Below are 25,761 nucleotides of genomic sequence, written 5' to 3' on the forward strand. Positions count from 1 at the left end.
GATCGGAGTATTCCGGGCGGGGATTTGATCGGACGATGGAGCCTGAGCTTTGCCGATATTGATTTTGTAAATTCGAAGCCGGCCCTGACGCGCCTTGGCCTCGCCGCGCAGCTGAAATTCTTCGCTTCCCTGGGGTTTTTCGCGATCGATCCCGGCTCAATCCCTACCGATGGCCTCTCGTATCTGGCCGAGCAACTCGGTGTCGAGGCTGGCGAGATAGCCGGTTATGACTTTTCCAGTCGGACAGCACGACGGCATTGTGCGGAGATCCTGATCCATCTTGGATATCACCGCATGAAGCGGGTGGATCGCGCGCAATTGACGGAATGGATTGCTGGCGAGCTGTGCCCGGGCGGCCAGTCGATCAATGCCATGCTTGAGCATGTTTTCCTGTGGTGCCGGGACCGGCGTATTTATGGGCCGTCGCGCAAGGAGCTTGAACGTGTCGTTCGCTCACAACGGCAAGATTATCTGGACACCTGGCTGATCGGAGCCAGTGATCGGCTTTCGTCAGATGCGGTGGCGTTATTGGAAGCCTCGCTTGCCGATCCGGACAGCTCGACCGGATTCAACAGGATGAAGGGTGACGCCGGACAGGCAACGCTCGACAACATTCTCGACGTGACCGAGAAACTCGCCTTTATCCAGAGACTTGATCTTCCCCATGATCTCCTGACGGCTACGGGCAAGCCATGGGTCGATCAGATTGTTCGCCGCGTTGCCGGTGAAAAGGCCTCGGAGATGCGCCGGCATGCGCCGGCGCGACAGCTCGGCCTTTATGCGATTTATCTAATGTCGCGGGAGGCGCAACTCACTGACGCGATGATCGACCTGCTGATCGAAACCGTTCACAAGATCGGAACGCGCTCGAAACGCAAGGTGGTGGGCGATATCGCGAAAGACATCGAGCGGGTCTATGGAAAGGAGCGCCTGCTGGTCGAGATCGCCAGCGCCTCGATCAATGAACCATCGGGGCGCATCTGCGATGTCATTTTCCCGATCGCCGGTAAGGCCAAGCTGGCGGCGATCGTCAAGGAGAGCCATGCGAAGGGCGCTCTGGACCGGCGCATCTACAAGGTGATGCGTGGTTCCTGGGCCAATCATTACCGGCGCATGCTGCCAAGCCTGCTTTCCGTACTTGAGTTCCGGTCGAACAACGCGGTGTGGCGGCCGGTCCTGGCGGCCCTCGACTGGATCAGGAGCAAGGTGGATGGCGGATGCCGCTTCGTGCCATTGCAGGATGTTCCGATCGATGAGGTGATTCCAGCGCGATGGCGCAGTTCCGTCATTGATGACGATGGGCGGGTAAACCGGATCAGCTATGAGCTTTGCGTCCTGACGCAACTGCGCGACCGCATCCGCTCCAAAGAAATCTGGGTGGTCGGGGCGGATCGCTATCGCAATCCCGATGACGATCTTCCCAAGGACTTCGAGATCAGGCGAGATGCGTACTATTCCGGCCTCAGCCTGACGCCAGATGCGCAGGCGTTTTGCGCCTCGATCCGGGAGGAGCTTGAACGGGAACTGTTGCTCCTCAATGCCAATATTCCACAAAACGACAAGGTCCGGCTCCTGTGGCGCGGCGACAACCGGATATCGATTACACCGTTCAAGCCCTTGCCCGAACCGAAGGGTCTCGCTTCGATCAAAAGCGAGATCGGTCAGCGCTGGCCGATGACCGGACTGCTGGACGTGTTGAAAGAGGCTGCTCTGGACACGGGATTGATGGATGCTTTCGAAACGTCGGCCTCGCGGGTTACCCTGTCGAAAGCAGCCTTGGCTCAGCGTCTTTTGCTGTGTCTCTATGGCTTGGGCACGAACGCCGGGCTCAAGCGGGTCGCTGGCGCAACACCCGATGTCAGTTACGAGGAATTGCTGCATGTCCATCGCCGTTTCATCCACGCGCCAGCGCTGAGGGAGGCGTGCGCGCGGGTAGCAAACGCGACACTGGCAATCCGCAATGCCGCAGTATGGGGAGATGCGGGCACGGCATGCGCGTCCGATTCAACGAAGTTCGGCGCGTGGGACCGCAACCTGATGACGGAATGGCACGCCCGCTATGGCGGCCGTGGCGTCATGATCTACTGGCATGTGGAGAAGCGCGCGACCTGCGTTTATTCCCAGCTCAAGCGGTGCTCTTCCTCGGAGGTCGCCTCCATGATCGAAGGCGTGCTACGCCATTGCACCGACATGGAAATCCAGCGCCAGTACGTCGATAGCCACGGCCAGAGCGCAGTCGGCTTTGCGTTCTGCCGACTCCTTGGATTTGAGCTTGCCCCGCGGCTGAAAGCAGTGGCACGCCAGAAACTGGCCCTTCCCCAAGCCGGCATGCGCACGCGGCTTTCCAATTTACTGCCGATCCTCTCCAGCCCGATCGACTGGGACGAGATCGAGCAACAATATGACGAAATGGTCAAATATGCCGCTGCCATGCAATCGCGCACCGCCGATCCGGAAGCGATCCTGCTCCGGTTTGCCAGAGCCGAAGTGATGCACCCGACCTACAAGGCGCTGAGTGAACTCGGCCGCGCGGTCAAAACAATCTTCCTATGCCGGTATTTGCGTCAGGAGGCATTCCGCCGCGAGATCCACGAAGGGCTGAATGTGGTTGAGAACTGGAACGGCGCTAATGGTTTCGTGTTCTTCGGCAAGGGCGGCGAGATCGCCACCAACCGCATCCATGAGCAGGAAATCTCCGTTCTGGCGCTACACCTCCTGCAAGCGTCGCTGGTGTATGTGAACACCCGCATGCTTCAGACCGTACTGGTTGAGCCGAAGTGGGCGGGGCGGATGACGCCGGAAGATTATCGTGGTCTCACGCCGTTGATCTACAGTCATGTGAACCCTTATGGCCGCTTCGACCTCGACCTGAACGACCGGATTGATTTTGGACGGCTTGCAGCGTGAGGCGGCTGATCGGCCTATAACATTTGGGTACACCCCAGAGTGATAGGGCCGAGTGACACCATTCGTCTGTCACAAAAGGGTGGGTTTGCGCTCAATGTGACGATACACTGCAAGAGCCACCCTAATGTGACGGATTTTGCACTTGGCTCGTATCGGATATGCCCGCGTCAGCACCACGGACCAGGATCTGGATATCCAGATTGGCCGCCTCAAGAATGCAGGTTGCGAAATTATCCGTTCCGAGACCGGATCGGGGGCCTCGCGGAGCGGGCGCACGGAACTGGAAACGATCATGCAGTTTATGCACACCGGCGACGAGCTGGTCGTGCTGCGGCTCGACCGGCTCGGCCGCTCCACGCGCGATGTCCTGAACCTGGTGCATGAGCTTGATGAAAAGGGAGCTTCGCTGCGCATCCTTGAGCCAGAGGTGACGACGGCGGGCGACATGGGGCGAATGGTCATCACCATACTCGGCATGGTCGCCGATATGGAGCTGAAGTTCATCAAGGATCGTCAGCGCGCCGGGATCGAAGCGGCGCGCGCCGAAGGCGTTTACAAAGGCCGGAAGAAGAACGTCGATGACGATGAAATCCGCCGTCGCCTTGCCGCCGGCGCCAGCAAGGCCCGCGTTGCCCGCGACCTGAAGGTCTCACGAATGACCGTCTATCGGGCGCTCGACATTATTCCGTCACAGACCAAACTGCCGGAAAAGCCGCCCACTGCCAGCATCGCCCTGCATCTGATTATCGAGAACTTCAACAAGCGTGGAAGAGGTAGAAAACCCGCTCGGGAGCGGATTGAGGCGATGCTGGAACGCGACTACGCCATGGTAAAAAACGGCAATTGTGATTACAAACTGACCGTCGCCTATGACCCCGATCCGGATGGCATTTCCCTTGATGAGGAAATCCAAAGCCTCCTCTCCGAGATGTTCAACATCGCAGAGAGCTACAATTGCTCCATGGAAGCCGATATCTACGAGGTCGGTGGTCAGCAACGGTCCTGGTAGAATCAATCAAGCGTTCAGTGTTCGTTCTTCAACCTGGCCAAAATCGCAGCTTCGGGCCGACTGGGCCCAATAGAGTGCAGCGAGCATGAGGGACCGATAGACGTATTCGCGGAATGGGTATTGCACAGCACCGCGCATGATGGCGTAGCCGAGCAGTATGATATAAATCACCATTCCCGTGCGGAGCGGCCCAGCGATCCAGCCAACAAACCCAGCGTAGTTTGAAACTACAGACGAGTTGAGTTCGTTGACGAAGCCCTGATAGGCATTTGTGAATAGATCGTATTCCACCAGATCGCTCCGCGTTATTATTCAATCGAGCTTCGAGCTGTCACATTCCCGCCGCTTTGCGAGCGCGAGCCATCTGATCTTCTCGATCACGGGAATATTTGATGGACGCGATGGCAGACTTGATGCCTCCGCAATTCTTGGCAACGGGAATGGGAAGATCGGATTGTTTGAGTTCGCTGTTCATGATCTTGTCGCACTCCGATACGATCACCGGAATTTGATCTTCATTGGCTTTGAGCCATTCCACGTCGTGATAGGTCATGAGGATTTCGGGAAAAGCGGGCGCGCGTTGGCAGCCGGCGATTATGCCGGCTGCGCTCAATGCTACTAAGGCCATCTTTCGCATTCTTACATTCCCGCCGCTGCTCGTGCGCGGGCCAGTTGCTCTTCACGATCGCGGGAATAGCTGGACAATGCTTCCGCCGTTTTGGCCGCTTGTTCGGCCCGACGCGCCCGCTCCATGGCATCGACGCGGAGCTGGTCGTTCATCATCGACGCACTTTCGAGCTGGATGCGCGCTTGAAGGTCAGCAACTTCCTTGGCCGTTGATGCCGACGCTAGGCGACTGCGCAGCTCTTCCAGGCCTTCGCCGCGCGATGTGGCCGCTTCGCCCATCCCTTCGGCCATGGCCTTGTCCATTGCGATAGAGCGCGCGGACTGATAGCGAACATCAGTCTGATCGCCATTCGCGGACACGCCGAGACGTTCGAGCATGTCCTGATAGATCGCATCGGAACGGCCGCCGTAGCCGCCGCCGCCGCTGAAATCGCCGCGCGCCATGCGTTCGAGGGAGTTCACATCGACGCCGAGCGTGCGAAGCGAATCCGTCTTGAGCTGGTTGGCGATCGAGGAAACATCGGTCAGCTGGTTCAGCCCTTGGTAGAGCTGCTGCGCTTCCGCAATCTGCTGGCGACCTTGCTCGATCATCTGCATGGTCTTCTGGATTTGTTCGATGTGCTTGAGCACGGACGTGCTATCGAACACAGGGATACCCTGCGCACTGGCCGGCGTCGCGGCCGCAAGGCTCCCGATCGACACAGCCGCCAAGAAAAGCTGCTTCATAGTCTCACTCCTTTCAGCTTGGGCGCCGGCGCCGGTGAAATTCCGGCAACCAGAGCTTCGGATCATTGCCCAGTTCGGCAATAACTTCGCGGGCCACGCCCGTTGTTTCAGCGCGTCCCGACAGCACGGCCAGTTCATCGTCCATGCCAATGAGATCCAGGCCAACGACAACGGAGTCATGGCCCTGCTTCACGAGGAATTTGCGGCTTTCCGGCGACAGCTCTTCGCGCACCAGCTTAAATTCGGCCTCCGACAGCGAGAAGCCTTCGATGTAATCCCGGCGCTGGCCGAACGGATTGGGCAGGAAGATTTTCGTTGCGACCTGCTCCAAGATCGAATGGCTGATCGTGGACCGCAGCGCGTCTGCCGGCGACTGCGTTGCAAAGACGAGGAACGCGTTCCGCTTGCGGTATGTCTTGAGGCCATCCTGCGCGAATGCCGTGAACGCCGGATCGGCCAGCGCCTTCCAAAATTCGTCAATCGCAATCACCATGCGCTCGCCTGTCAGGAGCGCGTCTATCCGCTCGAACAGGTAGAGCATGACCGGCGTGCGGATTTCCGCGTTTTCGAGGAAGTCGGTCATATCGAAGCCCACGAAACGAGCTTCGAGCGACATGGAATCTTCCTCATTATCGAAGACCCAGCCAAGGTTCCCCTCGGAGGTCCACTTGACCAGGCGCGCGCCGACGCCGCCCGAGTCCGACATGCCGAGCATGGTCCGCAGCGCCGACAGCGAGCGTTGCTCGCGTGGCAGCTTCATCACGGCTTCAATGCCATCGTCGATCAGGTGCGATTCCTGCACCGTGATCGGCGCACCCTCTTGCTTCACCAGCTGGCGGATGAAGCGACCGAGGAACGCGCGATGGGAAGCCGTATTGTCGAGCGCCTTGAGCGGAGCGAAGCCCGTAGGCTCCCCGTTGCGCAACGCGAGATAGGTGCCGCCGCTGGCGCGAACAAAGATTTCCGCGCCCTGATCCTTGTCGATGAAGATATGGCGCGCGTTGAACTTTTCGAGTTGCGCCATCAGGAAGTTGACCAGCACCGTCTTGCCGCCGCCCGATGGACCAATGACCATCGAATGGCCTAGGTCCGCCGAATGGAAATTGAAGTAATAGGGGCTGCGAGCGCTTGTCTTGAGCAAGGCGACCGCAGGCCCCCAATGATTGCCGTCCTCGTGCCCTGCCGGGAACGTATGGAAGGGCGAGAACGCCGAGAAATTATATGATGTGATCGGCGCGGGGCGCGCCCTCCACGCGAAATTGCCGACCAGCTGCGACCAATAGGCAGCTTCCAGCGCCGCGCTTTCGCGGGCGGCGACCATGCCCGTATCGGCCAGCGCAGCGCGCGCGATCGACATGTTATCGCGCAGCTTTTTCAAATCTTCCGCGAACACCGTCAGCGTGAAATGATGGTCCCCCAGCACAAAGCGGTTCGATTGCAAATCATCGGCCGCGTCGATCAGCTCATCCATCTGACTGATCGCCTTGTCACCGGCGTTCGCCATTTGGGTCTGGCGAAGCCGGAACCGTTCTGTTGCCGCCGTGCGCGACAGGAACGTGAACGACTGCGTTATGGCGAGGCTGAAATCGACCGACAGCAACGATTCAAACTGGCGCGGCGTTGTCGATGACGGATACTCGCGAATGCCGAAAATGCCGCCGAACATCGAATGATCGGCGTCGCGGACCTCAAATGTCTCAGCGCCGATGATCGCGCGGCTCGCATAGAGCGCCGAACCGAGACGGCCACGGACCAGAGGGCAGCGCCGATAGCGCCCTGTCATCACCTGGTTTAAGATTTCCAGCGGTTCGGAGAACAGGAGGCCGCGGTGCTCATAGATGCCGACACGGCGCGGACGAACGCGCAGCAGCAGCTTTTCCAGATCGCGCACCTTGTCTTCCAGCAGCTCTAGGGCTTCCGCGATATTGGCGTTCTTGTCCTCCTGCTTCTTGCGCAGGAAATCCATCAGCTTGTCGGTCGCGTTTGCTGTTGGGCGGATCACGACCGTCATGAAGAAGCGGTTGCGGAACATGCGTTCGGCCGTCATCCGCTCATAATATTTTTGATCGAGCTTCGCGGCGAAATGGGAGCGGAACGTGCCGCCTGGATAGTCGCGCACGCGCATCCGCAGCATGTGCGTCCAGATCGAAAGCCGCTCGTCATGGATATTGCGCCAGACCCCGTTGAGGCGCGTGTGCCAATCGTTCAGATCGCGCACGTCCGAAGTCTCGAAGGGCCGCCCATCCAGTTCGAGCATGAGCATCAGATCGCCATTATCGAGGGCGACCACATGCTCATTGACATGCCGCGAATACGGCAAGAATTTCTCGGGCATTTCCTCCCGCCTGGCCTTGTCAAAAGGCACCTTCTCCGCGAGCGCGCTCTTACCGAACACCACGACCAAATCCCTTTCGCTTGATTCCGTAGAGCGGCAGCGGCGTGTAGCTTGACCCACCCCAAAAGACGCGGTTCCGGTTCGCCGCTTTGGTCCGGCCCCACAGGAAGATCAGCCGGAACGCGTTCACGTCATGCCGAACGATAAGCCGCGCCATCGCATAAAGCGCGACGGCGGCCGCGCCGCCGTAGAGAGGATTGCCCGAACCAACCAACGTGATTGCGCCCGCCATGATGATGAGCGCGCCCGCTTCAATGGGAACACCCGCCCACAAAGCGGGGCGGGTGACGGCCAAGAACAGCGGGTCTTTTGTCATTTCTTCCTGACCGTCCATCCCCGATCACCCCGTAATCGTGTCGACGATCCACGGCGCGGAGAACACGATCACCACGCCAACTACGACCGTGACGAGCATCTGCACCGAAGCGCGGCCGAGGAACCACAGAAGGCCGACGACGATGATCGCGATGATCGCCAGCGTGCGGAGCAAACCGTTGCTCAGCAGGCCGAGAATGTTGTCGGCCAGGCCTTCAAAGTTTGCCTGCGCAAAAGCCGGCTCCGCTACGAGCAGGCTTGCCAGCAGCGACAGGGGCAGCGCGCGCGCCATGAGCGGCGAGGGCTTGAGACGCGCGAGCAGCGCATCGAGCCGGGATTCAGCCTTGATCTTCCAGATACGAAACATTCGACAACTCCTATCTTCGCCTTACGAACCAATCCGCGCGTGTTGGGCGCGGCCGAAAACATCCCACGCAGGCGGTGCAGGCGGTGCAGGCGGTGGAGCCGCCTCCATGTTCTCCGCTGCGATTTCCGCCAGCTCCACCGGCACACGACCGGCGCCAGTGTCGCTCATGGCGGCGCTGGCGGGCTGATCGCCCACGATGACAGTCGGGATTGCGGTCGCAGGCCGACCGCTAACGCGGCGGCCTGCATTCTCCACGCGGGCGACATAGCCGTTGCGGAAACCTCTCGATTGAGAGCCTGTGTTATACATGCTGAGTGCGACCCGAAGGGCCTCTTGCGGGGTGCGACCCGTCTTGGCCGAACGGAAATTGGACAGGAGCACACGGCCTGCCGCTTCGATATTGGCGCACTGCTTGAAAACAGTGTCCCACGTCAGGCCGAGCCAGCCCATGTTGCGTGAATTGATTTGGCCGAGGCCGAGATCCACGCTGTAGCCGCGCGCGACATAGGAGCGCGCGGTTGCGATGGCCTCAGCCTCATTACGCGGACGGCGCGGCTGACTGGCCACGCCGTTGACGTTGATCGCAAAAACATAGTTCGAAGATTCCGCATCCACGATCGCGGCGATCGTATGCGGTGCTACTGCTGGGGCGCATTGCGCCGCCAGCGACAGAACGGCTCCGGTTTCGAGGAACACGCTCCCGTTCCCGGTCAGTTGCGCGGCTGATAGTAGGTCTGTTGCCGCCCGTCAGTCCAAGTGACCGTCAAGCGCCCAGGCCTCCCATCATCCGGCTTCTTGTATTTGGTCTTGGCGATGCCTCCGCCCGTGCATGTCGGGAAGCTGCCGCCGAGAGCCAGCACGCGCCACAGTTTCGTTATCGGTGGAACACAGGCTGGATATTGCGTCGGACCACCCGGATTGGAGATGCACAGCACAACCTCACATGCCCAGGTATTATCCGATGCTACAGCAGGGGTCGATTGCACCGCAGCCCCCACCAGGGCCGTCGCGAGCGCGAAATTAAAAGCTTTCATCGCTTTCTCCCTCGTCATCGAGATTTATGCACATATCACGATGGAGGGGAAAGGGAAGCCTAAAACGCCAATTTGTTGCTGCATTGTTTGTCTGGGACTAATCGGATATGGTCATCCTCATATCCGTAATCGAGCACGACATGCCGCACAGCGCTTGACAGTCGTTTGTAGGTTTTAAGCGTCGGTTGCTCGAATAGGCAGACATTCAGCCACTTATCGCCACGCCACGATACTTTGACGTTGATGATCCATTCACTCGACGGCAGCTGCGCAATCTCGACTGCTTGGATCATTCCGCCAGCGGGGCGGCGGGTGGTTAGTTCGCGCTCAAGGATCGGATCATACTGCCAATCGTCGCTGTGCGGCATCGTGATTTATTCCCTTTTACCGATTATGATATGTCTATCCTCGCTTTGAAGGCGAGGGCAACCCGGCTTGTCATCTCTTGCCGCGCAACGACATTACAGCCATTAAGCGTGTCAACACGCTTATTCCGGCACCACACCAACCTCTTGTGTTTTAGACCTATGGCGCGCCCGAAAAGACAGGAAGACCCGTTGTTGCCGGTCCCGCTGCCGAAGCGGCGGCCAAGCCGTGCGAACACGCGCAACCTTGCGGCTTGGGTAAAACCTGAGCTAGCAGCTGAGATCAAGGGATTGGCAGAGCGCGAGCAAACCTCTGTTGCGGCTCTGGTTGAAGAGGCGACGATCAATCTCTTGAAGACGCGCGGGATCGAGTATCCCGACTATCTCCGTCATTACCGCAAAGCGGTCTAAAGATCGCACCATAAGCGTGTGCACACGCTTATTCTTGCCAATCCTTGAAACTTGAGCCAGTTATGACCCGCTGATTCCGCCTTGGAGTCGGCGATTCATCTGTTGCATTCGGGGTGGCTCCCCGCCTGCAACAGGCAACAAAAAACCCTCGCTTGGCTGAGCGAGGGCTGTTTGTGCCACCGAAGTGGGCGATTGCTTAACCCCTTTATCGGTGGCGCTGCGGCGAAAGTCAATCCTGAAAGCGTGCTTTCGGGAGCGATGGCGCTTGGCCTCGCGGGACCGACGAAGGGAGGTCCGCATGACCACTTCCATAGGCGCCGTGCTGCGTAGCACCGGCCTGGCCACGATCGACCGCGCCTTGCTTGCGCGTGCCGAAAAACCGCGCGTTAAAGTCTGGGCTGGCAGCATCGCCGTAGGCCATGAGAAGCGTGCCAAGGCTTACACGCCGATCCGTAATGCGCGCCAGATGCGCGAGATGATCGAAGCCGCAAAGCTCTACGAGCGGCAAACGCTCGCGCAGCGGCGAACGACCACACCGCGCATTCGCAACGGCGCGATCGGACAGGCCGGCATCCAGATCATTGAGTTCCTGGCCCGCGTCATCGACTATAGCACCGGCGCGCTGTTCCCCAGCCTTCACACCATCATGGATGGAACGGGCCTGAGCAAGAATTGCGTCGTTCAGGCGCTTTCGCGCCTCAAAGACGCGCGCATTATTGACTGGTTCAGGCGCTACGAGCCGGTTCCAGACCACGAAGCGCAAGGCGCTGGCCCGCGCATCAAGCAGGCCACGAACGCCTATCGCTTCCTCTTCCCTGCCTTCCTCTCGAAAATCTTCGCTGCTCGCCGCCGTCGCGGCATCGCGGCCGATCCAGCCCCCGCTTGCGAACAGTATCGCCAGATCGAGGCGGCGCGCGACATGGAGCGCATGAGGGATCAGCTGCCCCTATGGGAGCTTACCCGCGAAGAGCGGGACAAGCGCGAGCTGAGGGACATTCTCGCCAGCTTGGGCGAAGCGATTGAGGCGAAAGAACGCGAGTCATCCGCAAGTGAAGATAACCGGCGGAGATATTTATATTGAATGGCCCTAGTCGGGCCATGCGCGATATTGGCATATATCCCGACCGTTTGCCCGCCTCCGTGAAATGTGTATAAATCCCAATGTCGGGATACCGTTGACGAAAGAAGTTCGATGCAGATGGACGTCGAAGCACGCGCACGTCAGATCGTAGCGGATATGGGCGGCCACTGGCGCGGCTCATATGGGATGGTTTGCTGCCCAGCCCACAACGACCGCAACCCGTCGCTCCAAGTCACCCCCGGCAAGAAGGCGGTCCTGTTCAAATGTTGGGCCGGTTGCAGTCAGGAAGCCGTCTGGTCCGCGCTCAACAGCCGCAAAATCAATCGCCACACCAGCGGCGAAGCGGTCGAGCGCGCGCCCGAACCTTCGCGCCGGAAGCTCGCGCTGCAACTATGGGATTCCGCCGTGCCGATCGCAGGCACCGCGGCTGAACGCTATCTGCGTTCGCGCGCGATCGACCCGACCGGCCTCAAGGTCCGCTTCGCTCCGCGCTGCATCGTTGGTCCGCCCGACGCCCGCGAAGAGCATCCTGCCCTTCTCGTGCCGTTCGAGGCCGACGAAGGCATAATCGCCGTGCAGCGGATCTTGCTCGATCCGGCAACCGGCGAGAAACGCTACCATGCGGCGCTGCGCGAGGCGAAATTGACGCTCGGCCTGGTCCGACACGCCGCCATGCGGATCGGCGGCCAGCCAACCGGCGATGTGCTGCGCCTCGCGGAAGGCTTCGAGGAAGCCGTTTCCGTCACCCAGCTTAGTGACGGGAAATTCAAGGTGTGGGGCGCTGGCGGCATTCGCCGCTATGGCCTGATCGCGATCCCCGAACGCATCCGCAAAATCGTCATCTACTCGCAACACGGACAGGAAGCCGCACAGGCCATAGAAGACGCGCGCGACCACCTGACTGCAAACGACCGCGAACTGAAAATCATCCTCCCGCCAGCCCCGGCGCCGATGGACTGGAACGACATTCTTCAGGAGAGAGCCAGGTGCTGATCCGAGGTTTCAAAAAATGGCCGCGAAATCAGCAAATCGCGTTGCCCATTCTCTCTGTTTTCGCTTTCGGCGCGCTGTTCAATCAGATGCAGGCGAGGAATAGCGAGCCGGTTTCGATCCACGTCGAGAACCCGCGCATTATCGACGGCGATACGCTCGAAACGCTCGATAAAAAGCGGGTGCGATTGTCGGGAATTGATGCGCCGGATGAGGACGGTAAGGGAAATGTGCCCAAGATCGCAGCGGGCCTCTATCTGGAAGAGCTGGTGAAGCAAAATGGCGGCATGGATTGCACGAGCGATTTTCAGGACGAAAAGCTGACGATCGAACCGATATGCAACACGCGGCGGACAAGCTGGGGCCGGTCTAACCTTTCGTGCCGGTTTCGGTCGAATGGGGCATCTGTTTCGGCAACGATGGTGCGCCATGGATATGCCGTTGATTACAGGCAACATTCAGGGCTGGCCTATGCCCGTTTCATGAAAGACGCAGCCGATGAGCGCCGGGGCCTTTGGGGTGTCGATTACGAGGCGATGAGGAATCTGGCGATCGAGAGGGGCCAGCTGCCGAACAAGTGCAAATGATCGGAGCCGGGAACCTGCCCTATTCCACCACACGGCTGCGCCGCGCGGCTCCACGGAGCCAGCAAAGCCGTCTCCGCCCATTCGGGTGACGGTCAGGGCTATAAGGGAAGATCAGCATGAATGATGCGACGCGAACGACGATGCAGGCCGCGCCCAGGCACGGTGTATCGCCGCGCGTCGAGGCTATCGCGGCATGGCTGATCGCCGCGCTCATTCTCGCAGGCGGCGGGATCGTCGCACGCCTGATCGTCGATTATCCGCAGTTCCTGCCGAACAGCGATATCGGCTTCCTGATTTACCGCGCTGGACCCACAATTGCCCTGCTATGGGCCTGTGCCGGCGCTGCGATCACGATCAATGCCACGAGGATGCGCCTGATGCTCTTGTCCGCCTTGTGCGGTTCTATCGTTGCGGTTCTCGCGCTCGCCATTCTCTAGCCGCTAAATGAGCGGCCCAGGGCCGCACCCCGTCAGTGGTGGCAGCTGCCACCGGGGGAACACCAAGGGCACCCGCCCTTTCGTTCCCGAAGCATAATCGACAGGACCGGGTTGCCCGACAAGTTCGGCCAGTTCCGGCGCGCTCGCGCGCGCCGGGGCCTCCCTAGTCGTGCCGCCCGCACCACTCCCATCGATTTTGCTTCCCCCTCCCCATCCCGCGCTTCGCCAGCGGGTCAGAGCCGCAGGCCGCAGGCAGCGGCTTCGCCTAAAGGAGTGAAAAATGACCATCCAGACCATCCAACTGAACAAGCTGGCGCTTTCCGACCTCAACGTGCGGAAGGTGAAGCCCAAGGAAATCGAAGCCCTCGCCGCCGACATTCAGGCGCGGGGCGTGCTGCAAAACCTGATCGGCTATGACGAAGACGGCAAAATCAGGATTTGCGCCGGAGGGCGGCGCTACCGGGCCTTGAAGCTGTTGCAGAAGGCAAAGGCCATCCCCGGCACTTTCGAGGTTCCCGTTGAAATCCGCAGCAAGGACGAGGCGCTGGAAATCTCGCTTGCCGAGAACGCGCAGCGCGAGGACATGCACCCCGCCGATGCCATCGCAGCCTATCGGGCGATCATCGACAGCGGCAAGGACGTTGACGATGTTGCAGCATCGTTCGGCGTGTCCCCCGCCTATGTCCGCCGCGTGTTGAAGCTGGCGGCGCTGCACCCGACCATTCTCAAAGCCTTCCAGAAAGACGAAATCGGCATGGGCGCGGCGCAGGCTTTCGCGCTGACCGACGATCAGGACCGCCAGCTTGAGGTTTTCAAGCGCGCCGGCGACAACGCCCACCAAATCCGCGCCATGCTCACCCAGGAGAAGGTTGCTGATACCGACAAGCATTTCCGCATTGTGGGCGAGGAAGCCTATTGCGCCGCAGGCGGCACCTTCACCACCGATCTTTTCGGAGAACGTCGCTATTGTGATGATGCGGGCCTTGTCATGGACCTTGTGCAAGATCGGCTCGACGCCATCGCCAAGGCGGCGCGCGAAGATGGCTGGCGCGATGCAGAAGGGCAGCTCTACCGGCCCGATTCCTACTGGATGCGCGGCCATCTGGAACCCGCAGGCGAGCGCGACCCGACCGAGGAAGAAACCGAGCAGCTGGTCGAGATCGAGGCGGCAATCGCCAAGCGGGAAAGCGAGGTGGACGAGGACGAGCACGACTATGACGACGAGTTGCGCGCCCTGACCCGCAAGCAAGACGCCATCGTATCGGCTTGCCGCGTTTTCACTGCCGAGCAGAAGGCCGAGCACTCCCTTATCGTCTTCATCGGCCATGACGGTATCGAACAGGTCGCGTTCACCCGCAACGCCAAGAGCAGCGCTGCCGATGGCCCCAAGCCTCCCCGTCCCGACTACTCGCAGAAGGTCATGGATCAGCTGGGCGGCATCCGCACGATGGCGGTTCGGGAAGCCCTTGCCAGCGACCCGGAACTGGCGCTGGACGTGCTCTTGACGGGCCTCTTGGGGCAGGTTCGCGGCAACGCTTATTCGTGGCAACAAGCCGCCGAAATAACCGCCGAGAAGAACCGTTTCCATGTTGACGATGCGGTCATGGGTCATTCCACGATTGCCGACATTGACGAGATCGCGAGGGCCGATCTTGACCGCTTGGCCGAAACACCCACGCTGGACGACATGCGCCAGATGGATAGCGAAGCGAAATTGCGGCTGCTGGCCTACTGCGTTGCCTCGCAGATCACGAGCCTTTCGTTCCACAGCGACCGCGACCGCCAGCTGGCGCAGATCGTCGGAGCCGCGCAGATCGACATGGCCGACAAGTGGGAACCTAATCAGGTATTCTACGACCAGCTTAGCAAGGCCACGCTCTTGAAGCTGCTGGCCGAAGGTTGCGGCAACGACGCTGTAGAGAATTGCCAGACCATGAAGCGCTCTGACCTTGCCGTGACGGTCAACGAGCGCCTTGCGGGGCGGCGCATCCTGCCCCCCGCCCTTCGACCCTCTGCCTTGCCCGATGCCGCTGATAGCGAAAGCCAAGCGGCATGACGGCACGGGGAGCGCGCTTCACTCCCGCGCTCCCCGCAAACTTCGGGGCGGTGGCAGCTGCCACCGCCCCGCCTTTGCGATTAGCGAATGCGCCTGTTGAGGAAGAAAATTCCGATGGGTGCGACGAACAGCGCAAAGCACCACAGCATCATGTTGATGAACAGCTTGAGCACGATCAGGATCAGCGCTGGCATGACGAATATCGTGTTGCCGCGCATCGTATCCATTGCCGTGTCCCAAACCATCTTGGCAAATGGGAATAGCGCCGTGCAGATCAGAAAATAGATCAGAAGGATAGGATTTCTGATCCACCTGTTGTTTCATCTGGCAACTGGTTTAGATTCCACACAAAATCATGCAACCCGCCGCCATAATGAGCGGCCAGGGCCGCGCGCTTAATCGTCTGTCAGCTGCCACATAGGATCGAGCGGCCCAGGGCCGCGCCCCGTCAGTGGTGGCAGCTGCCACCGGGGGAACACCAAGGGCACCCGCCCTTTCGTTCCCGAAGCATAATCGACAGGACCGGGTTGCCCGACAAGTTCGGCCAGTTCCGGCGCGCTCGCGCGCGCCGGGGCCTCCCTAGTCGTGCCGCCCGCACCACTCCCATCGATTTTGCTTCCCCCTCCCCATCCCGCGCTTCGCCAGCGGGTCAGAGCCGCAGGCCGCAGGCAGCGGCTTCGCCTAAAGGAGTGAGGAAAATGGCCAAGGAAACGAACCGGATCGACATTTATCAGGCTGTCACCGACGACATTCTTGCGATGCTGGAAGCGGGGACAAAGCCTTGGGTGAAGCCGTGGAGCGGTGGGCCAACCATTCCGCTCCGGCACAATGGGGTTGCCTATCGTGGGATCAATGTCCTCAGCCTTTGGGCCAGCGCCATGCGTCAGGGCTTCGCCTCGCCCTATTGGCTGACCTTCAAACAGGCATTGGAGCTTGGTGGCAATGTCAGGAAGGGCAGCAAGGGGACCACCGTTGTCTATGCCAACAAGCTTGTCGTGAAGGACTCCGAGACGGACGACGAGCGCGCCATTCCGTTCTTGAAGCGATACACGGTTTTCAATGCCGATCAGGTTGAGGGACTGGACGGCAAATATCCCGCGCCCGCCCCGATCATCACCAACCCCGAAACCCGCGACGTTGAGCTTGAAGGGATGTTCTCTCGCATCGACGCAACCGTTCGCATTGGCGGATCGCAAGCCTATTACCACACCCGCGACGATTATATCCAAATGCCCGCTTTTGAAGCGTTCCATTCCGCCGACGACTACTATGCCACGCTTGCGCACGAGGCCGTGCATCATGCAGGGCATGAAAGCCGCCTCAACCGGAAAACCCTGATTTCAACGAGCCGCGCCGACTACGCGAGGGACGAACTCGTGGCCGAGCTGGGCGCATCCTTCATCGGTGCGATTGTCGGTTTCAAGGTCGAGGAACGCGAAGATCATGCTGCGTATATCGAGCACTGGTTGACCGCGCTCCGCAATGACAAGCGCGCGATTTTCGAGGCCGCCCGTGAGGCACAGAACGCCGCCGACTACCTGTTAGCGATGATGACCGACCAAGCGGATTGAAATGCCCCGCCCTGCAAAATGCACGAGACGCCGCGCAAGCGCGGCGTCCCGCTTTGGGAAGGTGAAATATGGGGGCTACTCAATGTGGTTTATATACAAATCCCGACATGTTAACTATGGCTGGGAGCAGGTCGTTTTTAGGTGCAAAATGGAAAATATCATCGACACCTACAGGAATCGCATCAAGGCGATGGGGTATGAGCCTCGTCGGCAGGAAGACATTCCTGCCGTGATGGCAGCTTATTGCGAGGCAATCGCAAATTGCAAGATTGAAGGACTTGAATTGGTTTCGGATGACCACTCTTTTTGTTTGCTGTTGGTCGAAACCCAAATTCCCGTCGATATGGCGATTGGTCTGGCGCAGGACTACAACCGTGATGTTCTGTCCCGCCAGAAACTCGCTGCATGACAGGTGAGCGACCCTTACACCTGGCGTAACAGCGACGTTCTTCGGAACAAGCTGGGAATCCGCGACGATAATATCCTCAAGGAGCGAGAAGCTTTCTTCTCGGTTGTCCGACATGGCGAGCTGGTCGTGCAGCGCGCCGCGCCGGCGACGAACGCGCGCGAGTATCGCGAACTGCACAATCATCTGTTTCAGGACGTATATGATTGGGCGGGGCGCTTTCGGACTGTGGACATAAGCAAACCCGGCAGCACTTTTGCCCGAGCGCACTTCATTGCCCGCAGCATGGAGCACGAATTTAAGCAACTGCCCGACCTCCACACCCTCAAGTCGATGGATCGTGATGGCTTTGCCGATACCATGGGGCGGCATATTTCTGAATTAAATGCCGTTCATCCGTTCCGTGAGGGCAATGGCCGCACCATGCGGCTGCACTTGCAGCTACATTCCCTTGCGGCCGAAAAATTCGTCTCGATCCAGGCAATGGGGCCGAAGGACTGGATGGAGGCGAGCCGCGACAGCTTCCATACCGGAAATCACGCCTCCCTCGCCAAAGTCATCCGTGATGCAATGCCGCTCGAACAGAACCGCGTCGAGCCAGCGCGTGGGCCAGCGGGCATCGCGTTTCCGCCCTCGATGGAATCTCTCATGCCAGTTGGCGAACGACGCGCAATGAGTATTGAGCAGGCCAAGGATCAAATCAGCCGTTACCTACCTACTGCGCAAACCGTTGCATCGCGGCAGCATGAGCAGCTTAACCGGATCGCGGAAACGTCCGCTGACATGCGCCAGCTGGCCGCGCGTTCAGCGCAGGAGCTTGCCTTTTTCCGAGACCCCAAAGGGCCGATGCACCACCTTCAGCTGATTGAGCAACGCCGCTATCATCAGATCGAAGTCAATTGGTCCGAGGGCATGGACCCGCTGCAAAGAGTCCGCGCCATCAGCGCGGGCGCCGCAGATTTCCTTTCGAAAATGACCGACCGCGACATTCAGGCCGCCGATCGCGCGCTACGTCTGCAAGTCATGCCTCCCGGCGTCAGCCAGGTTGATCTACGCCTTGCTGCGCAATTCGAGAAAAACTCGCCTGAGCAGAACCGGGCCGATGCCAGGTTCGCGCAATTCCAGCTCGCCATTGATAAGCGCGTCGCCACAGCTACCGAGCGCGGCGCATCGAAGGAACAGCTGGCGCAGATCGTCGAAAGCGCAAAGGCCCATGTCGCCGCAACATTGCGGGAAGGCAAATCACCGACGCCGACCGCCGAGAAAGCAAAGGACCGCGAGCGCTGAAAATGAGCGGCCAGGGCCGCGCGCTTAGTAGTCTGTCAGCTGCCACATAGGATCGAGCGGCCCAGGGCCGCGCTCCGTCAGTGGTGGCAGCTGACACCGGGGGGAACGCCAAGGGCACCCGCCCTTTCGTTCCCGAAGCATAATCGACAGGACCGGGTTGCCCGACAAGTTCGGCCAGTTCCGGCGCGCTCGCGCGCGCCGGGGCCTCCCTAGTCGTGCCGCCCGCACCACTCCCATCGATTTTGCTTCCCCCTCCCCATCCCGCGCTTCGCCAGCGGGTCAGAGCCGCAGGCCGCAGGCAGCGGCTTCGCCTAAAGGAGTGAGGAAAATGGAAGCGACGACTGACCAGATCGCCACCGTTGCGGCGCTGAACGACATTGCGCGGCGAACGATGGGCGTGACTTGTCGCACCGTGATTACGCAAGGCATCGCGGCGCTGGACGAGAACACGCAGACCGACATTCTCAAGATGATCGAGGGCTTTGAGGATTTCACACCCGATAACGATCCTCACGGCGAGCATGACGCCGGTTTCCTTTATCGCGACGTGATCGGCCAATGGCATACTCGCTGGACCGACGACAGCACGCGCCCTGCCCTCTCGGTCATGTGGAAGTTCGACTATTACGACCGCGATCTTGAATTTGGCAGCGCCGAACCGTGGAATCCCGATGCCACAACCCGCGTGCTCACCATTCTCCTGACCAGCGAATATTGAGGGAGGCCACCATGACCAAATCGCCCCCGGTGATCGAGCTTAGCTGGCGTGATGAGAATTACGGTTCCGTCTGCGCTGTAGCCGCCTTCCGCAACTATGCGGGCACACTGGATTGGAGCGACCGCACCCACCAGCGGTTTCGCGGATGCCTGAAACGCGCAGGCTTCGCCTTCCACGATGGCCGGTGCAGTTACATCGCCACCAGCGGCACCCGCGAGGATCGGCAGCTCGCCCTTTGTGACGAGCTGGCCCGCGCAGGCTTTCAGATCGACAGCGGCGACGTGAGGGCAGAGGCATGAACCGCGAACGCCGCAAGCAGATCGCCGCCGCCCGCGAGCTGATCGACAAGGGCAAAGCCCTATTGGATGAGGCGCGCGACATGCTCGAAACCATCAAGGATGACGAGCAGGCCGCCCGCGAGAATCTGCCCCCCAGCCTTGAGGACAGCGAACGCGCGCAGGCGATGGACGCCGCAATTTCCGAACTGGAAAGCGCGATTTCAGCCCTTGAAGACTTCGACGCCGACGAGATCGGCACGCAACTCGACACCGCCAGCGAATAGGAAGGATTGACCATGCAACCCATGCGCCACCTAGATCGAGACACGCGCCGCGCCCGCCTTCTGGCGGCGCGCACGCGCCCCGTCGGCGGGATCAACCGGCGCGGCATCTTCACCGGCCATTGGGACGGTGGCGATGTTGTGCGCCAGTTTCGCGGCGATAACGGATCGTGGATTGGCCTTGCCGCCTACAAGGCGCAGGAAGAGCCGGAGCCGCAGCCATGAAGATCAGCAACACGGCGAGCGCCGTTCGCGTCACCCTTTCCCCCACAGAGATCAGCGATTTGCAATTTGTCATCGAGGCGGCCGAGCGCGCGGGGCATTACATGCCCGCGCGCGTCCCGAACATCATGGCGGCGCTGACGCGCAGCGCCGACGATGTTCGGATGAAGCAGGCCATGAAGCGGGCGGAAAAAGATCGCGTGACGCGGATCGAGAAGGATCGGCGCGCGCGCGAACGTCAATTCATGCTAGGGGACCGATACAGCGTCATGGCGAGCCGCGCCGACTACGCCGATGCGTCTTCCGATCCGGAGGCACGCCAATGGGTTGACCTAGTGTTTCATAAAATCATGCAAAGGCCGCTTCCCGATCAATACGAAATCCGGCGCGACGTGTGGCGTGTCCACGTTGTCCAACTGGACGTCGGCACGCTCGGCGCTGTTGTAGGCGGCGATTGCACTCAAACCGCCGATCCCGCCGAAATTACTTCCGTAGCGGAGCAGCTGATCGCCCGCTTCGAGGGCAGAGCTTGACGCGCGTGGAGCGGTGGCAGCTGCCACCGCTCCAAAGAGATCTAGAATCTGGCGATGAGAGGCAGCAGCGCCGCCGCTTGGCTTCCCAGGACCGGCACCCAATAATTCGCGGCGCGGTAATCAGGGCCGAAATCGACCGCCATCACCCCAAAGACATATCCGATCATCGGCAGGGTCCACAGCAGACGCCCGCCCAGGTCCACGCCCATCAGCACCAGCGCGACGCCAAGCACGGCCCAAAGCGGAATCAGTCGTTCCATGATTTCGCGATGACGGACTATTCGCCATGCGCTTTCCCGGTCATCGGCGCTAACCTGCGATACGAGGCCCATAGCTTCCCCTTTTCATCAACGGTCGCTGGCGATCATCCCACGGCTTTATAAAAATATGAAGAGCGTTTCGCGCGCGTTGCCGCCAATCCGTTGTATAGCCCTCATCGAGCGAGGGCGAGGGACTGTGACAGCGGCCCTTCGCAAATCCTCTCGCTCAAAGGAGGTGATGTGATTTGACAGCATATGAAGCAGCTCAATTGACGATCGCAGCCGTTGCGCTCGTGATCGCAATTGTGAAGCTGGGGAAGTCCGATAAGGGCTGATCCAGCGGGGCGGGTGGTCTGACAGGGCCGCCCGCCCTAAATGTTTGAACCCGCCGTGTGACAGCACGGCGGGTTCAGGTAGGTGCGTGAAATGAATCAGCACACGAAGCATTGCCTATATAGCCCTTTTCCCTTGCCAATCCAATAACCGGCGTGCGCGCGGCGCGTTCCCCTCCTGTTCCGTTTGGCGCATAAGCGCCCAATGGCTGCGAACTACAACCGCCCCAAGCCCATTGATCCTATCTGGTATCGGCAAGGCTGTTATCTGCGCATCCAGTGCGCTTGCGGTCGCCGCGTCGTCGCCCCGCTGGGCGACTTCGCCCGCTCGCGCCGCATTTCTTTCGATACCCGCATTTACGAGCTGATAGCGCGGCTTCGGTGCAGCCAGTGCCGCCGCAAGCCTTATGCGGACGTATCGCGCAACCGCTCGGGCAATTAAAATGACGGAGGATCCGATTGCTCGGATGCTTCCGGCGCTATCCGTTGGGCATGTCGCCGGCGACATGCCGCAGCGCCCGCCAGGTCGCCGCTACGCTATGACCTGGCGGGCGCTTTTCCCTAGATTGAGGCGGCAATGCCGCCGCGTCCGCTGTTCGACTTTGGGGCCTGTTCCTGCCCCCTGCCGCAAGGGCTGGACCGTCTCGGCCGCTATGCGGCCTCGCTTGGCGATCAGGCGGGTTTCCCCGCCCTTCCTTCGCTACGCTCCGTGCAGGACGGGTGATCCCCCTCCCCCCTGATCGGCCCTGATTTGCGGCATTCCCCGGCCCTGCTCGCCGCTGGGCAGAAGTCGATGACCCGTCATCGCCTTCGGCTCCATTCTAGGCAGGGAAAACAGCACATGACCGACATTCCGCTGGCAACGATTCTTCGGATCAACGCCGCCCGCACCATCCCGCTCGCTCGCTATGAGGAAGAGGGCAATTTCGACCGCTTCGGCTACATCAAAGACCTTGCCGGAAATCATGGCGCTGACCTTCCCGCCGTCATCGAGATTGCCGACCTACTCGGGCCGGATGAAGATTTTGACGGCCTTGTGACCACCATCGAGGACGCCGCCGAGGGCTTCGGCTTTGGTGCTCTTATTGTCGGGGGGGCGTGAGCATGGGCCAGGAGCTTATGACGACCGCGCAGATTGCGGATATTTGCGACGGCCGAGACAAGGCCATAGCCCTTTGGCTGGGCCTCTATGACACCTACCATGCAACCCGCGACGAGGCGGCGCGCCTGACCCTTGGCGGCGCACTGTCGCTTTCATGTGGCCGCGATTGGACCGAGGACACGTTGACCCGCGCTTTCATCCAGTCGCAGCCTATCGACCAGCGCGACAAGGAGACGGGAGCGCGCCAGACCATCGACGCACGCGCCAATTTCGAGCGCGTCTTGACGCACACGATGGACCGCCGGTGCTGGGCGGCCCTCATGGAGCAGCTGGGTTTTGACCAGCTGCTAGACCAGCAGGCCCGAAAGGAGTTTCATGACGGCTTGCGCGATGCTCCCGTGCCGTTCACGCCCGACAACTGCGCCGCAACTTTCGGGAATATCTGGACCAACCGGCGCGACCTCTATTTACGCGGCATTGCCAACGTCTTCGCCAAGCTGGATCGCCGCTTTCGCTCGCACAACGGTTTCAAGATCGGCGCGCGTCTCATCATCGACCGCGCCTTGAACGAATGGGGATCATGGGACCGATACGAGCGCCGCGACACGTTGCGGGACGTGGAGCGCGTCTTTCTGGAACTGGACGAAAAGCCCCCTGTTTCAGAGGGCCAGAGCATCGCCTCACAGGTTGCCGATGCCGCGCGAGTGCGCGGATCGCTGCCAACGGTGATCGAGGGCGACTATTTCCGCGTTCGCGTCTTCAAGAACGGCAATCTGCACATATGGTTCGAGCGTGACGACCTTTTGCAGAGCGTGAATCTGTTGCTCGCAGAATATTACGGCGAGGCTATCGGTGACGGCTATGAGACGACCGAGGCAGAAGCGGCCCCGGCCTATCATGTCACGCCCGCCAAAAACTTCGGCGCGTTCATGACTTCTCCAGAGATCGCCGCCCAGGTCATCGAACATGCGAGGATCAGCATAGGCCAGCGCGTTCTAGAGCCTAGCGCGGGCAAGGCCGCGCTTGCTTCGGCCGCGCGCACCGCTGGTGCCGATGTAACTTGCGTGGAGCTGCAACCCGGCTTCGCCCATGAACTACGCGTAATCCATGGCTTTGCCGATGCGATCGAGGGCGATTTTCTCGCACTGGACCCGGCCCATTATGCACCGTTCGACGCGGTGATAATGAACCCGCCTTTTGATCGAGGCCGCGACTGTGACCATGTGCGTCATGCCCTCGCCTTTCTCAAGCCGGGAGGCGTGCTGGTGGCGATCATGAGCGCGCGGGCAGAGTATGGCGAGGATCAGCGCCACAAGGCGCTACACCGCATGATCGCTGCTTGCGAGGCGATCTATTTTCACAGTCGTAAATGGATCGACCTTCCCCCCGGTTCTTTCGCCCACGCCGGAACCAACGTGAACACCGTTTTGCTTGCGATCCGCAAGCCTGGCTGATCGGTGCAGGCGGTGGCAGCTGCCACCGCCTGTCCTGGCGGAGATTGAGGCGGCAAGCCGCCGCGCTGATTTGTCGCGTTTTGGGGCCTGTTCCTGCCCCCTGCCGCAAGGGCTAGACCGTCTCCGCCGCTGCGCGGCTCCGCTTGGCGATCAGGCGGGTTTCCCCGCCCTTCCTTCGCTTCGCTCCGTGCAGGACGGGTGATCCCCCTCCCCCCTGATCGGCCCCGTTTGCGGCATTCCCCGGCCCAGCGTCGCCCGCTTTCGGCAGAAGTCGATGACCCGTCATCGCCTTCGGCTCAATTAGGAAGGGAAAGCCCATGAAAATCCGTATCTACCGCCAGACCGAGCAGGACTTTGACCGGATCGAGATCGAGGGCGCGACCTTTGAAACAATCGTTAACCGGGCAGCGGTCGAGGGGCTTCAATGCAGCGGTTATAACAGCAATCCGAGCCAGCGGCTTGAGTTGCAGGGCGCACCGAAATTCAAGGGCGTTTGCGGTCCTATGTGGGATGGCGATGCGATCCGCTACGAGTGCAGCGCCACCTATGCGGAGTTGAGCGCATGAGCGCCGCCGCCGCGATCCGCACCGCGCAGGCCGACGAGCTGGGCGACCAGATCATTGCCGCAGGCTTCGCGCCGAACGGCTTTCTGCTGGACATTAACGGGGCGCTTGATGTGCCCCGCGACTTTCCCCTTTCTGCGCCGTGGAATCTGCCGTCGCGCCTGTTCCAATTCCCCATCGAGGTTATCCGCGCAGAGCAGGACGAACCGCGCAAGATCGGTCTTCGCCATCCTTTGCTTGCCGCCCATCCTTTTGTGCAGCACGTCGAGCGCGCGCTAGGGATCGAGATCGCTCGCGATGGCGTGACGAACCGCCACGGCTACAGCAATCGCGCTCATTCGCTCTGGCATCATGCGGTGGACCTTATCAGCGCCGGGAAATGGCGGGAATTGCTGGAAACGCAGGAGTTCACCGAACCGCGCAACATCTTCAATGCCGTGGTCTATGGCCTGACCTACTCGCACCATGAGGACAAGAAGGCGAGCGGCCACATCAGCACGGGGGAGGCTCGCCAGATCATGCGGGAAATGGGAGCGACCGAGCCGACCGATCGCGCCGCCATGCTTCGCAGCTTTTCCGCGCCGTCCCCGTGCCAGCAGGATCGCGGGGCCGAGCATTGGCCGATCAATCTTCACGGCCCATGCGCCGAGGATAAGGCATGGTCCTTCATCATCGGGATTGAGGACGGTTGGTTCTCCTATGACCGTTCGGGTTTCCTGCAATGGTCCCCCAAGGGCCGCGACCGCTATGCCGCAGGCGATAGTGACAGCTACACCGAGGCGAGCGGCCAGACCGCTTTCGCCTTTTGACGGGATCGAGCATGGCACGTCATTGCATCCGAGAACCCCGCTACATTCCCCCGGTGCAACGCATCGGGGAACAACCCGACCTGTTCGGCGGCCCGACCCTTTCCCACGTTGCCGAGCGTAAGGGGCCGCCGAAAGGATGGCAGCGCCAGTTGCAGAAATGGGGCCGCTGCACCGTCATTGCTGATCTTGAGGCCGCACCTTTGCCCGCAATTGAACCGGCCCCGCCCCCGCCTCCGATTTTCCTTGTCGCTTGCGTAGCGGCGAAACTGGACCGTCCCGCCCCGGCGCGCGATCTTTACATATCGCCATGGTTTCAGAAGGCACGCGCCTATGTCGAAAGGCAGGGAGGGCCATGGTTCATCCTGTCCGCAAAGCATGGCCTGATCGCGCCGGAAACCGTGATCGCGCCTTATGACGAGACGCTATGCGCGATGAAGGCAAGCGCGCGCCGCCTTTGGGGCGCGCGCGTGATCGAGGCGATGGCCGACCAGATCGACGCCGCCGCGCCGCTGATCGTTCTCGCAGGCCGACACTATCGCGACCCTTTGTGGCCGCAAATCGAGCGGCGCGCGTCCGCGCCGATGGAGGGGCTTGGGATCGGCCAGCAACTCGCTTGGCTCGCTCAAGAATGGTGACGG

The 25,761-nt window shown here is 60.6% G+C and carries 34 protein-coding genes; 23 read left to right on the forward strand and 11 right to left on the reverse strand.

Features of this window, described 5'->3' with window-relative positions:
- Nucleotides 1–24 precede the first annotated feature (24 nt).
- On the forward strand, nucleotides 25–2,907 hold the full coding sequence (locus L286_RS27325) for a Tn3 family transposase (RefSeq protein ID WP_021222998.1): 2,883 nt from the start codon (nucleotides 25–27) through the stop codon (nucleotides 2,905–2,907).
- Between the two features lie 142 nt (nucleotides 2,908–3,049).
- Nucleotides 3,050–3,916 carry a recombinase family protein gene (locus L286_RS27330; RefSeq protein WP_006953933.1) on the forward strand — a complete coding sequence of 289 codons (867 nt, stop codon included), beginning with the start codon at nucleotides 3,050–3,052 and terminating at the stop codon, nucleotides 3,914–3,916.
- Between the two features lie 6 nt (nucleotides 3,917–3,922).
- Here L286_RS27330 and L286_RS47660 read toward each other — a convergent pair whose 3' ends face one another.
- From L286_RS47660 to L286_RS0124150, 9 genes are read right to left on the reverse strand one after another with little or no spacing between them, the layout of a single operon-like run.
- On the reverse strand, nucleotides 3,923–4,207 hold the full coding sequence (locus L286_RS47660) for a type IV secretion system protein (protein WP_238559285.1): 285 nt from the start codon (nucleotides 4,205–4,207) through the stop codon (nucleotides 3,923–3,925).
- Nucleotides 4,208–4,247: 40 nt separating this feature from the next.
- Complete coding sequence (locus tag L286_RS27335) at nucleotides 4,248–4,553, reverse strand: hypothetical protein (RefSeq protein WP_031293045.1); 306 nt, start codon at nucleotides 4,551–4,553, stop codon at nucleotides 4,248–4,250.
- 2 nt (nucleotides 4,554–4,555) lie between these two features.
- Nucleotides 4,556–5,269 carry a type IV secretion system protein gene (locus L286_RS27340; RefSeq protein ID WP_021223006.1) on the reverse strand — a complete coding sequence of 238 codons (714 nt, stop codon included), beginning with the start codon at nucleotides 5,267–5,269 and terminating at the stop codon, nucleotides 4,556–4,558.
- Nucleotides 5,270–5,282: 13 nt separating this feature from the next.
- A complete protein-coding gene (locus L286_RS27345) occupies nucleotides 5,283–7,667 on the reverse strand; it encodes a VirB4 family type IV secretion/conjugal transfer ATPase (RefSeq protein ID WP_021223007.1) in 2,385 nt (794 codons plus the stop codon).
- Entirely contained in the window at nucleotides 7,654–7,998 is a 345-nt protein-coding gene (locus L286_RS27350) for a type IV secretion system protein VirB3 (protein ID WP_006949650.1), read from the reverse strand. The genes L286_RS27345 and L286_RS27350 overlap by 14 nt, the downstream gene beginning before the upstream one ends.
- 6 nt (nucleotides 7,999–8,004) lie before the next feature.
- Nucleotides 8,005–8,346 carry a TrbC/VirB2 family protein gene (locus L286_RS27355; protein ID WP_004213202.1) on the reverse strand — a complete coding sequence of 114 codons (342 nt, stop codon included), beginning with the start codon at nucleotides 8,344–8,346 and terminating at the stop codon, nucleotides 8,005–8,007.
- Between the two features lie 21 nt (nucleotides 8,347–8,367).
- A complete protein-coding gene (locus tag L286_RS27360; RefSeq protein ID WP_021223008.1) occupies nucleotides 8,368–9,042 on the reverse strand; it encodes a lytic transglycosylase domain-containing protein in 675 nt (224 codons plus the stop codon).
- A 14-nt stretch (nucleotides 9,043–9,056) separates the two neighbouring features.
- Complete coding sequence (locus tag L286_RS47665; protein ID WP_004213198.1) at nucleotides 9,057–9,380, reverse strand: hypothetical protein; 324 nt, start codon at nucleotides 9,378–9,380, stop codon at nucleotides 9,057–9,059.
- A 59-nt stretch (nucleotides 9,381–9,439) separates the two neighbouring features.
- Nucleotides 9,440–9,748, reverse strand: coding sequence for a hypothetical protein (locus L286_RS0124150; RefSeq protein WP_004213195.1), 309 nt, complete (start codon nucleotides 9,746–9,748; stop codon nucleotides 9,440–9,442).
- 192 nt (nucleotides 9,749–9,940) lie between these two features.
- On the opposite strand from L286_RS0124150, the gene L286_RS27365 reads away from it, so the two are divergent.
- The 6 genes from L286_RS27365 (at nucleotide 9,941) to L286_RS27390 (ending at nucleotide 15,307) form a co-directional block, all read left to right on the forward strand.
- Nucleotides 9,941–10,156, forward strand: a complete 216-nt coding sequence (locus tag L286_RS27365; protein ID WP_235862799.1) for a hypothetical protein — start codon at nucleotides 9,941–9,943, stop codon at nucleotides 10,154–10,156.
- A gap of 298 nt (nucleotides 10,157–10,454) precedes the next feature.
- Nucleotides 10,455–11,237, forward strand: coding sequence for a hypothetical protein (locus tag L286_RS27370; protein ID WP_021223010.1), 783 nt, complete (start codon nucleotides 10,455–10,457; stop codon nucleotides 11,235–11,237).
- Nucleotides 11,238–11,348: 111 nt separating this feature from the next.
- On the forward strand, nucleotides 11,349–12,230 hold the full coding sequence (locus L286_RS27375; RefSeq protein ID WP_021223011.1) for a DUF7146 domain-containing protein: 882 nt from the start codon (nucleotides 11,349–11,351) through the stop codon (nucleotides 12,228–12,230).
- Nucleotides 12,224–12,814 carry a thermonuclease family protein gene (locus tag L286_RS27380; RefSeq protein WP_021223012.1) on the forward strand — a complete coding sequence of 197 codons (591 nt, stop codon included), beginning with the start codon at nucleotides 12,224–12,226 and terminating at the stop codon, nucleotides 12,812–12,814. Before L286_RS27375 ends, L286_RS27380 begins: the two co-directional genes overlap by 7 nt.
- 116 nt (nucleotides 12,815–12,930) lie before the next feature.
- On the forward strand, nucleotides 12,931–13,251 hold the full coding sequence (locus tag L286_RS27385; protein WP_021223013.1) for a hypothetical protein: 321 nt from the start codon (nucleotides 12,931–12,933) through the stop codon (nucleotides 13,249–13,251).
- A 280-nt stretch (nucleotides 13,252–13,531) separates the two neighbouring features.
- Nucleotides 13,532–15,307 (forward strand): ParB/RepB/Spo0J family partition protein, encoded by a 1,776-nt coding sequence (locus L286_RS27390; RefSeq protein WP_021223014.1) that lies wholly within the window; start codon nucleotides 13,532–13,534, stop codon nucleotides 15,305–15,307.
- Nucleotides 15,308–15,387: 80 nt separating this feature from the next.
- Here the strand turns inward: L286_RS27390 and L286_RS48850 are convergent, their stop codons facing one another.
- Complete coding sequence (locus L286_RS48850) at nucleotides 15,388–15,534, reverse strand: hypothetical protein (protein WP_021223015.1); 147 nt, start codon at nucleotides 15,532–15,534, stop codon at nucleotides 15,388–15,390.
- Between the two features lie 471 nt (nucleotides 15,535–16,005).
- Between L286_RS48850 and L286_RS27395 the strand changes: the two genes are divergently transcribed.
- The 8 genes from L286_RS27395 to L286_RS27425 all read left to right on the forward strand — a co-directional run bounded on the left by L286_RS27395 (nucleotide 16,006) and on the right by L286_RS27425 (nucleotide 20,603).
- Complete coding sequence (locus L286_RS27395; RefSeq protein ID WP_021223016.1) at nucleotides 16,006–16,878, forward strand: ArdC family protein; 873 nt, start codon at nucleotides 16,006–16,008, stop codon at nucleotides 16,876–16,878.
- Between the two features lie 148 nt (nucleotides 16,879–17,026).
- Complete coding sequence (locus tag L286_RS0124160) at nucleotides 17,027–17,287, forward strand: hypothetical protein (RefSeq protein WP_031293049.1); 261 nt, start codon at nucleotides 17,027–17,029, stop codon at nucleotides 17,285–17,287.
- A gap of 3 nt (nucleotides 17,288–17,290) precedes the next feature.
- Entirely contained in the window at nucleotides 17,291–18,571 is a 1,281-nt protein-coding gene (locus L286_RS27400) for a Fic/DOC family protein (RefSeq protein WP_021223018.1), read from the forward strand.
- 328 nt (nucleotides 18,572–18,899) lie between these two features.
- Complete coding sequence (locus L286_RS27405) at nucleotides 18,900–19,289, forward strand: DUF3768 domain-containing protein (protein ID WP_021223019.1); 390 nt, start codon at nucleotides 18,900–18,902, stop codon at nucleotides 19,287–19,289.
- 11 nt (nucleotides 19,290–19,300) lie between these two features.
- On the forward strand, nucleotides 19,301–19,588 hold the full coding sequence (locus tag L286_RS27410; protein WP_031293052.1) for a hypothetical protein: 288 nt from the start codon (nucleotides 19,301–19,303) through the stop codon (nucleotides 19,586–19,588).
- Nucleotides 19,585–19,851: a hypothetical protein gene (locus L286_RS27415; RefSeq protein ID WP_021223021.1), complete on the forward strand. Its 267-nt coding sequence runs from the start codon at nucleotides 19,585–19,587 to the stop codon at nucleotides 19,849–19,851. Before L286_RS27410 ends, L286_RS27415 begins: the two co-directional genes overlap by 4 nt.
- 12 nt (nucleotides 19,852–19,863) lie before the next feature.
- On the forward strand, nucleotides 19,864–20,073 hold the full coding sequence (locus tag L286_RS27420) for a hypothetical protein (protein ID WP_031293055.1): 210 nt from the start codon (nucleotides 19,864–19,866) through the stop codon (nucleotides 20,071–20,073).
- Nucleotides 20,070–20,603 (forward strand): hypothetical protein, encoded by a 534-nt coding sequence (locus L286_RS27425; RefSeq protein ID WP_031293056.1) that lies wholly within the window; start codon nucleotides 20,070–20,072, stop codon nucleotides 20,601–20,603. Before L286_RS27420 ends, L286_RS27425 begins: the two co-directional genes overlap by 4 nt.
- A 41-nt stretch (nucleotides 20,604–20,644) precedes the next feature.
- On the opposite strand, the gene L286_RS27430 is transcribed toward L286_RS27425, so the two are convergent.
- Nucleotides 20,645–20,863, reverse strand: a complete 219-nt coding sequence (locus tag L286_RS27430; protein WP_238559286.1) for a hypothetical protein — start codon at nucleotides 20,861–20,863, stop codon at nucleotides 20,645–20,647.
- A 537-nt stretch (nucleotides 20,864–21,400) separates the two neighbouring features.
- Here L286_RS27430 and L286_RS27435 point away from each other — a divergent pair.
- From L286_RS27435 to L286_RS27460, 7 genes are all read left to right on the forward strand, one after another.
- Nucleotides 21,401–21,637 (forward strand): hypothetical protein, encoded by a 237-nt coding sequence (locus tag L286_RS27435; RefSeq protein WP_008831822.1) that lies wholly within the window; start codon nucleotides 21,401–21,403, stop codon nucleotides 21,635–21,637.
- 135 nt (nucleotides 21,638–21,772) lie between these two features.
- Entirely contained in the window at nucleotides 21,773–21,919 is a 147-nt protein-coding gene (locus tag L286_RS48855; RefSeq protein WP_021223025.1) for a hypothetical protein, read from the forward strand.
- Between the two features lie 117 nt (nucleotides 21,920–22,036).
- Complete coding sequence (locus L286_RS27440; protein ID WP_021223026.1) at nucleotides 22,037–22,297, forward strand: hypothetical protein; 261 nt, start codon at nucleotides 22,037–22,039, stop codon at nucleotides 22,295–22,297.
- Between the two features lie 17 nt (nucleotides 22,298–22,314).
- Complete coding sequence (locus L286_RS27445; protein WP_031293058.1) at nucleotides 22,315–23,751, forward strand: DUF4942 domain-containing protein; 1,437 nt, start codon at nucleotides 22,315–22,317, stop codon at nucleotides 23,749–23,751.
- 317 nt (nucleotides 23,752–24,068) lie between these two features.
- A complete protein-coding gene (locus tag L286_RS27450; RefSeq protein ID WP_021223029.1) occupies nucleotides 24,069–24,317 on the forward strand; it encodes a hypothetical protein in 249 nt (82 codons plus the stop codon).
- Complete coding sequence (locus L286_RS27455) at nucleotides 24,314–25,123, forward strand: hypothetical protein (RefSeq protein ID WP_021223030.1); 810 nt, start codon at nucleotides 24,314–24,316, stop codon at nucleotides 25,121–25,123. Before L286_RS27450 ends, L286_RS27455 begins: the two co-directional genes overlap by 4 nt.
- Nucleotides 25,124–25,134: 11 nt before the next feature.
- Nucleotides 25,135–25,758: a DUF6884 domain-containing protein gene (locus L286_RS27460; RefSeq protein WP_031293059.1), complete on the forward strand. Its 624-nt coding sequence runs from the start codon at nucleotides 25,135–25,137 to the stop codon at nucleotides 25,756–25,758.
- Nucleotides 25,759–25,761: the final 3 nt, after the last annotated feature.

This window comes from Sphingobium sp. HDIP04 (genome assembly GCF_000445085.1).
Classification (GTDB): Bacteria; Pseudomonadota; Alphaproteobacteria; order Sphingomonadales; family Sphingomonadaceae; genus Sphingobium; species Sphingobium indicum.

What these genes read in the sequence shown, in the direction of transcription:
- L286_RS27335 (WP_031293045.1), bottom strand. Translation starts at nt 4,553, where the DNA reads ATGCGAAAGATGGCCTTAGTAGCATTGAGCGCAGCCGGCATAATCGCC.
- L286_RS27340 (WP_021223006.1), bottom strand. Translation starts at nt 5,269, where the DNA reads ATGAAGCAGCTTTTCTTGGCGGCTGTGTCGATCGGGAGCCTTGCGGCC.
- L286_RS27350 (WP_006949650.1), bottom strand. Translation starts at nt 7,998, where the DNA reads ATGGACGGTCAGGAAGAAATGACAAAAGACCCGCTGTTCTTGGCCGTC.
- L286_RS27355 (WP_004213202.1), bottom strand. Translation starts at nt 8,346, where the DNA reads ATGTTTCGTATCTGGAAGATCAAGGCTGAATCCCGGCTCGATGCGCTG.
- L286_RS47665 (WP_004213198.1), bottom strand. Translation starts at nt 9,380, where the DNA reads ATGAAAGCTTTTAATTTCGCGCTCGCGACGGCCCTGGTGGGGGCTGCG.
- L286_RS0124150 (WP_004213195.1), bottom strand. Translation starts at nt 9,748, where the DNA reads ATGCCGCACAGCGACGATTGGCAGTATGATCCGATCCTTGAGCGCGAA.
- L286_RS27370 (WP_021223010.1), top strand. Translation starts at nt 10,455, where the DNA reads ATGACCACTTCCATAGGCGCCGTGCTGCGTAGCACCGGCCTGGCCACG.
- L286_RS27375 (WP_021223011.1), top strand. Translation starts at nt 11,349, where the DNA reads ATGCAGATGGACGTCGAAGCACGCGCACGTCAGATCGTAGCGGATATG.
- L286_RS27385 (WP_021223013.1), top strand. Translation starts at nt 12,931, where the DNA reads ATGAATGATGCGACGCGAACGACGATGCAGGCCGCGCCCAGGCACGGT.
- L286_RS27390 (WP_021223014.1), top strand. Translation starts at nt 13,532, where the DNA reads ATGACCATCCAGACCATCCAACTGAACAAGCTGGCGCTTTCCGACCTC.
- L286_RS48850 (WP_021223015.1), bottom strand. Translation starts at nt 15,534, where the DNA reads ATGGATACGATGCGCGGCAACACGATATTCGTCATGCCAGCGCTGATC.
- L286_RS27395 (WP_021223016.1), top strand. Translation starts at nt 16,006, where the DNA reads ATGGCCAAGGAAACGAACCGGATCGACATTTATCAGGCTGTCACCGAC.
- L286_RS0124160 (WP_031293049.1), top strand. Translation starts at nt 17,027, where the DNA reads ATGGAAAATATCATCGACACCTACAGGAATCGCATCAAGGCGATGGGG.
- L286_RS27405 (WP_021223019.1), top strand. Translation starts at nt 18,900, where the DNA reads ATGGAAGCGACGACTGACCAGATCGCCACCGTTGCGGCGCTGAACGAC.
- L286_RS27410 (WP_031293052.1), top strand. Translation starts at nt 19,301, where the DNA reads ATGACCAAATCGCCCCCGGTGATCGAGCTTAGCTGGCGTGATGAGAAT.
- L286_RS27415 (WP_021223021.1), top strand. Translation starts at nt 19,585, where the DNA reads ATGAACCGCGAACGCCGCAAGCAGATCGCCGCCGCCCGCGAGCTGATC.
- L286_RS27420 (WP_031293055.1), top strand. Translation starts at nt 19,864, where the DNA reads ATGCAACCCATGCGCCACCTAGATCGAGACACGCGCCGCGCCCGCCTT.
- L286_RS27425 (WP_031293056.1), top strand. Translation starts at nt 20,070, where the DNA reads ATGAAGATCAGCAACACGGCGAGCGCCGTTCGCGTCACCCTTTCCCCC.
- L286_RS27430 (WP_238559286.1), bottom strand. Translation starts at nt 20,863, where the DNA reads ATGGAACGACTGATTCCGCTTTGGGCCGTGCTTGGCGTCGCGCTGGTG.
- L286_RS27435 (WP_008831822.1), top strand. Translation starts at nt 21,401, where the DNA reads ATGGCTGCGAACTACAACCGCCCCAAGCCCATTGATCCTATCTGGTAT.
- L286_RS48855 (WP_021223025.1), top strand. Translation starts at nt 21,773, where the DNA reads ATGCCGCCGCGTCCGCTGTTCGACTTTGGGGCCTGTTCCTGCCCCCTG.
- L286_RS27440 (WP_021223026.1), top strand. Translation starts at nt 22,037, where the DNA reads ATGACCGACATTCCGCTGGCAACGATTCTTCGGATCAACGCCGCCCGC.
- L286_RS27445 (WP_031293058.1), top strand. Translation starts at nt 22,315, where the DNA reads ATGACGACCGCGCAGATTGCGGATATTTGCGACGGCCGAGACAAGGCC.
- L286_RS27450 (WP_021223029.1), top strand. Translation starts at nt 24,069, where the DNA reads ATGAAAATCCGTATCTACCGCCAGACCGAGCAGGACTTTGACCGGATC.
- L286_RS27455 (WP_021223030.1), top strand. Translation starts at nt 24,314, where the DNA reads ATGAGCGCCGCCGCCGCGATCCGCACCGCGCAGGCCGACGAGCTGGGC.
- L286_RS27460 (WP_031293059.1), top strand. Translation starts at nt 25,135, where the DNA reads ATGGCACGTCATTGCATCCGAGAACCCCGCTACATTCCCCCGGTGCAA.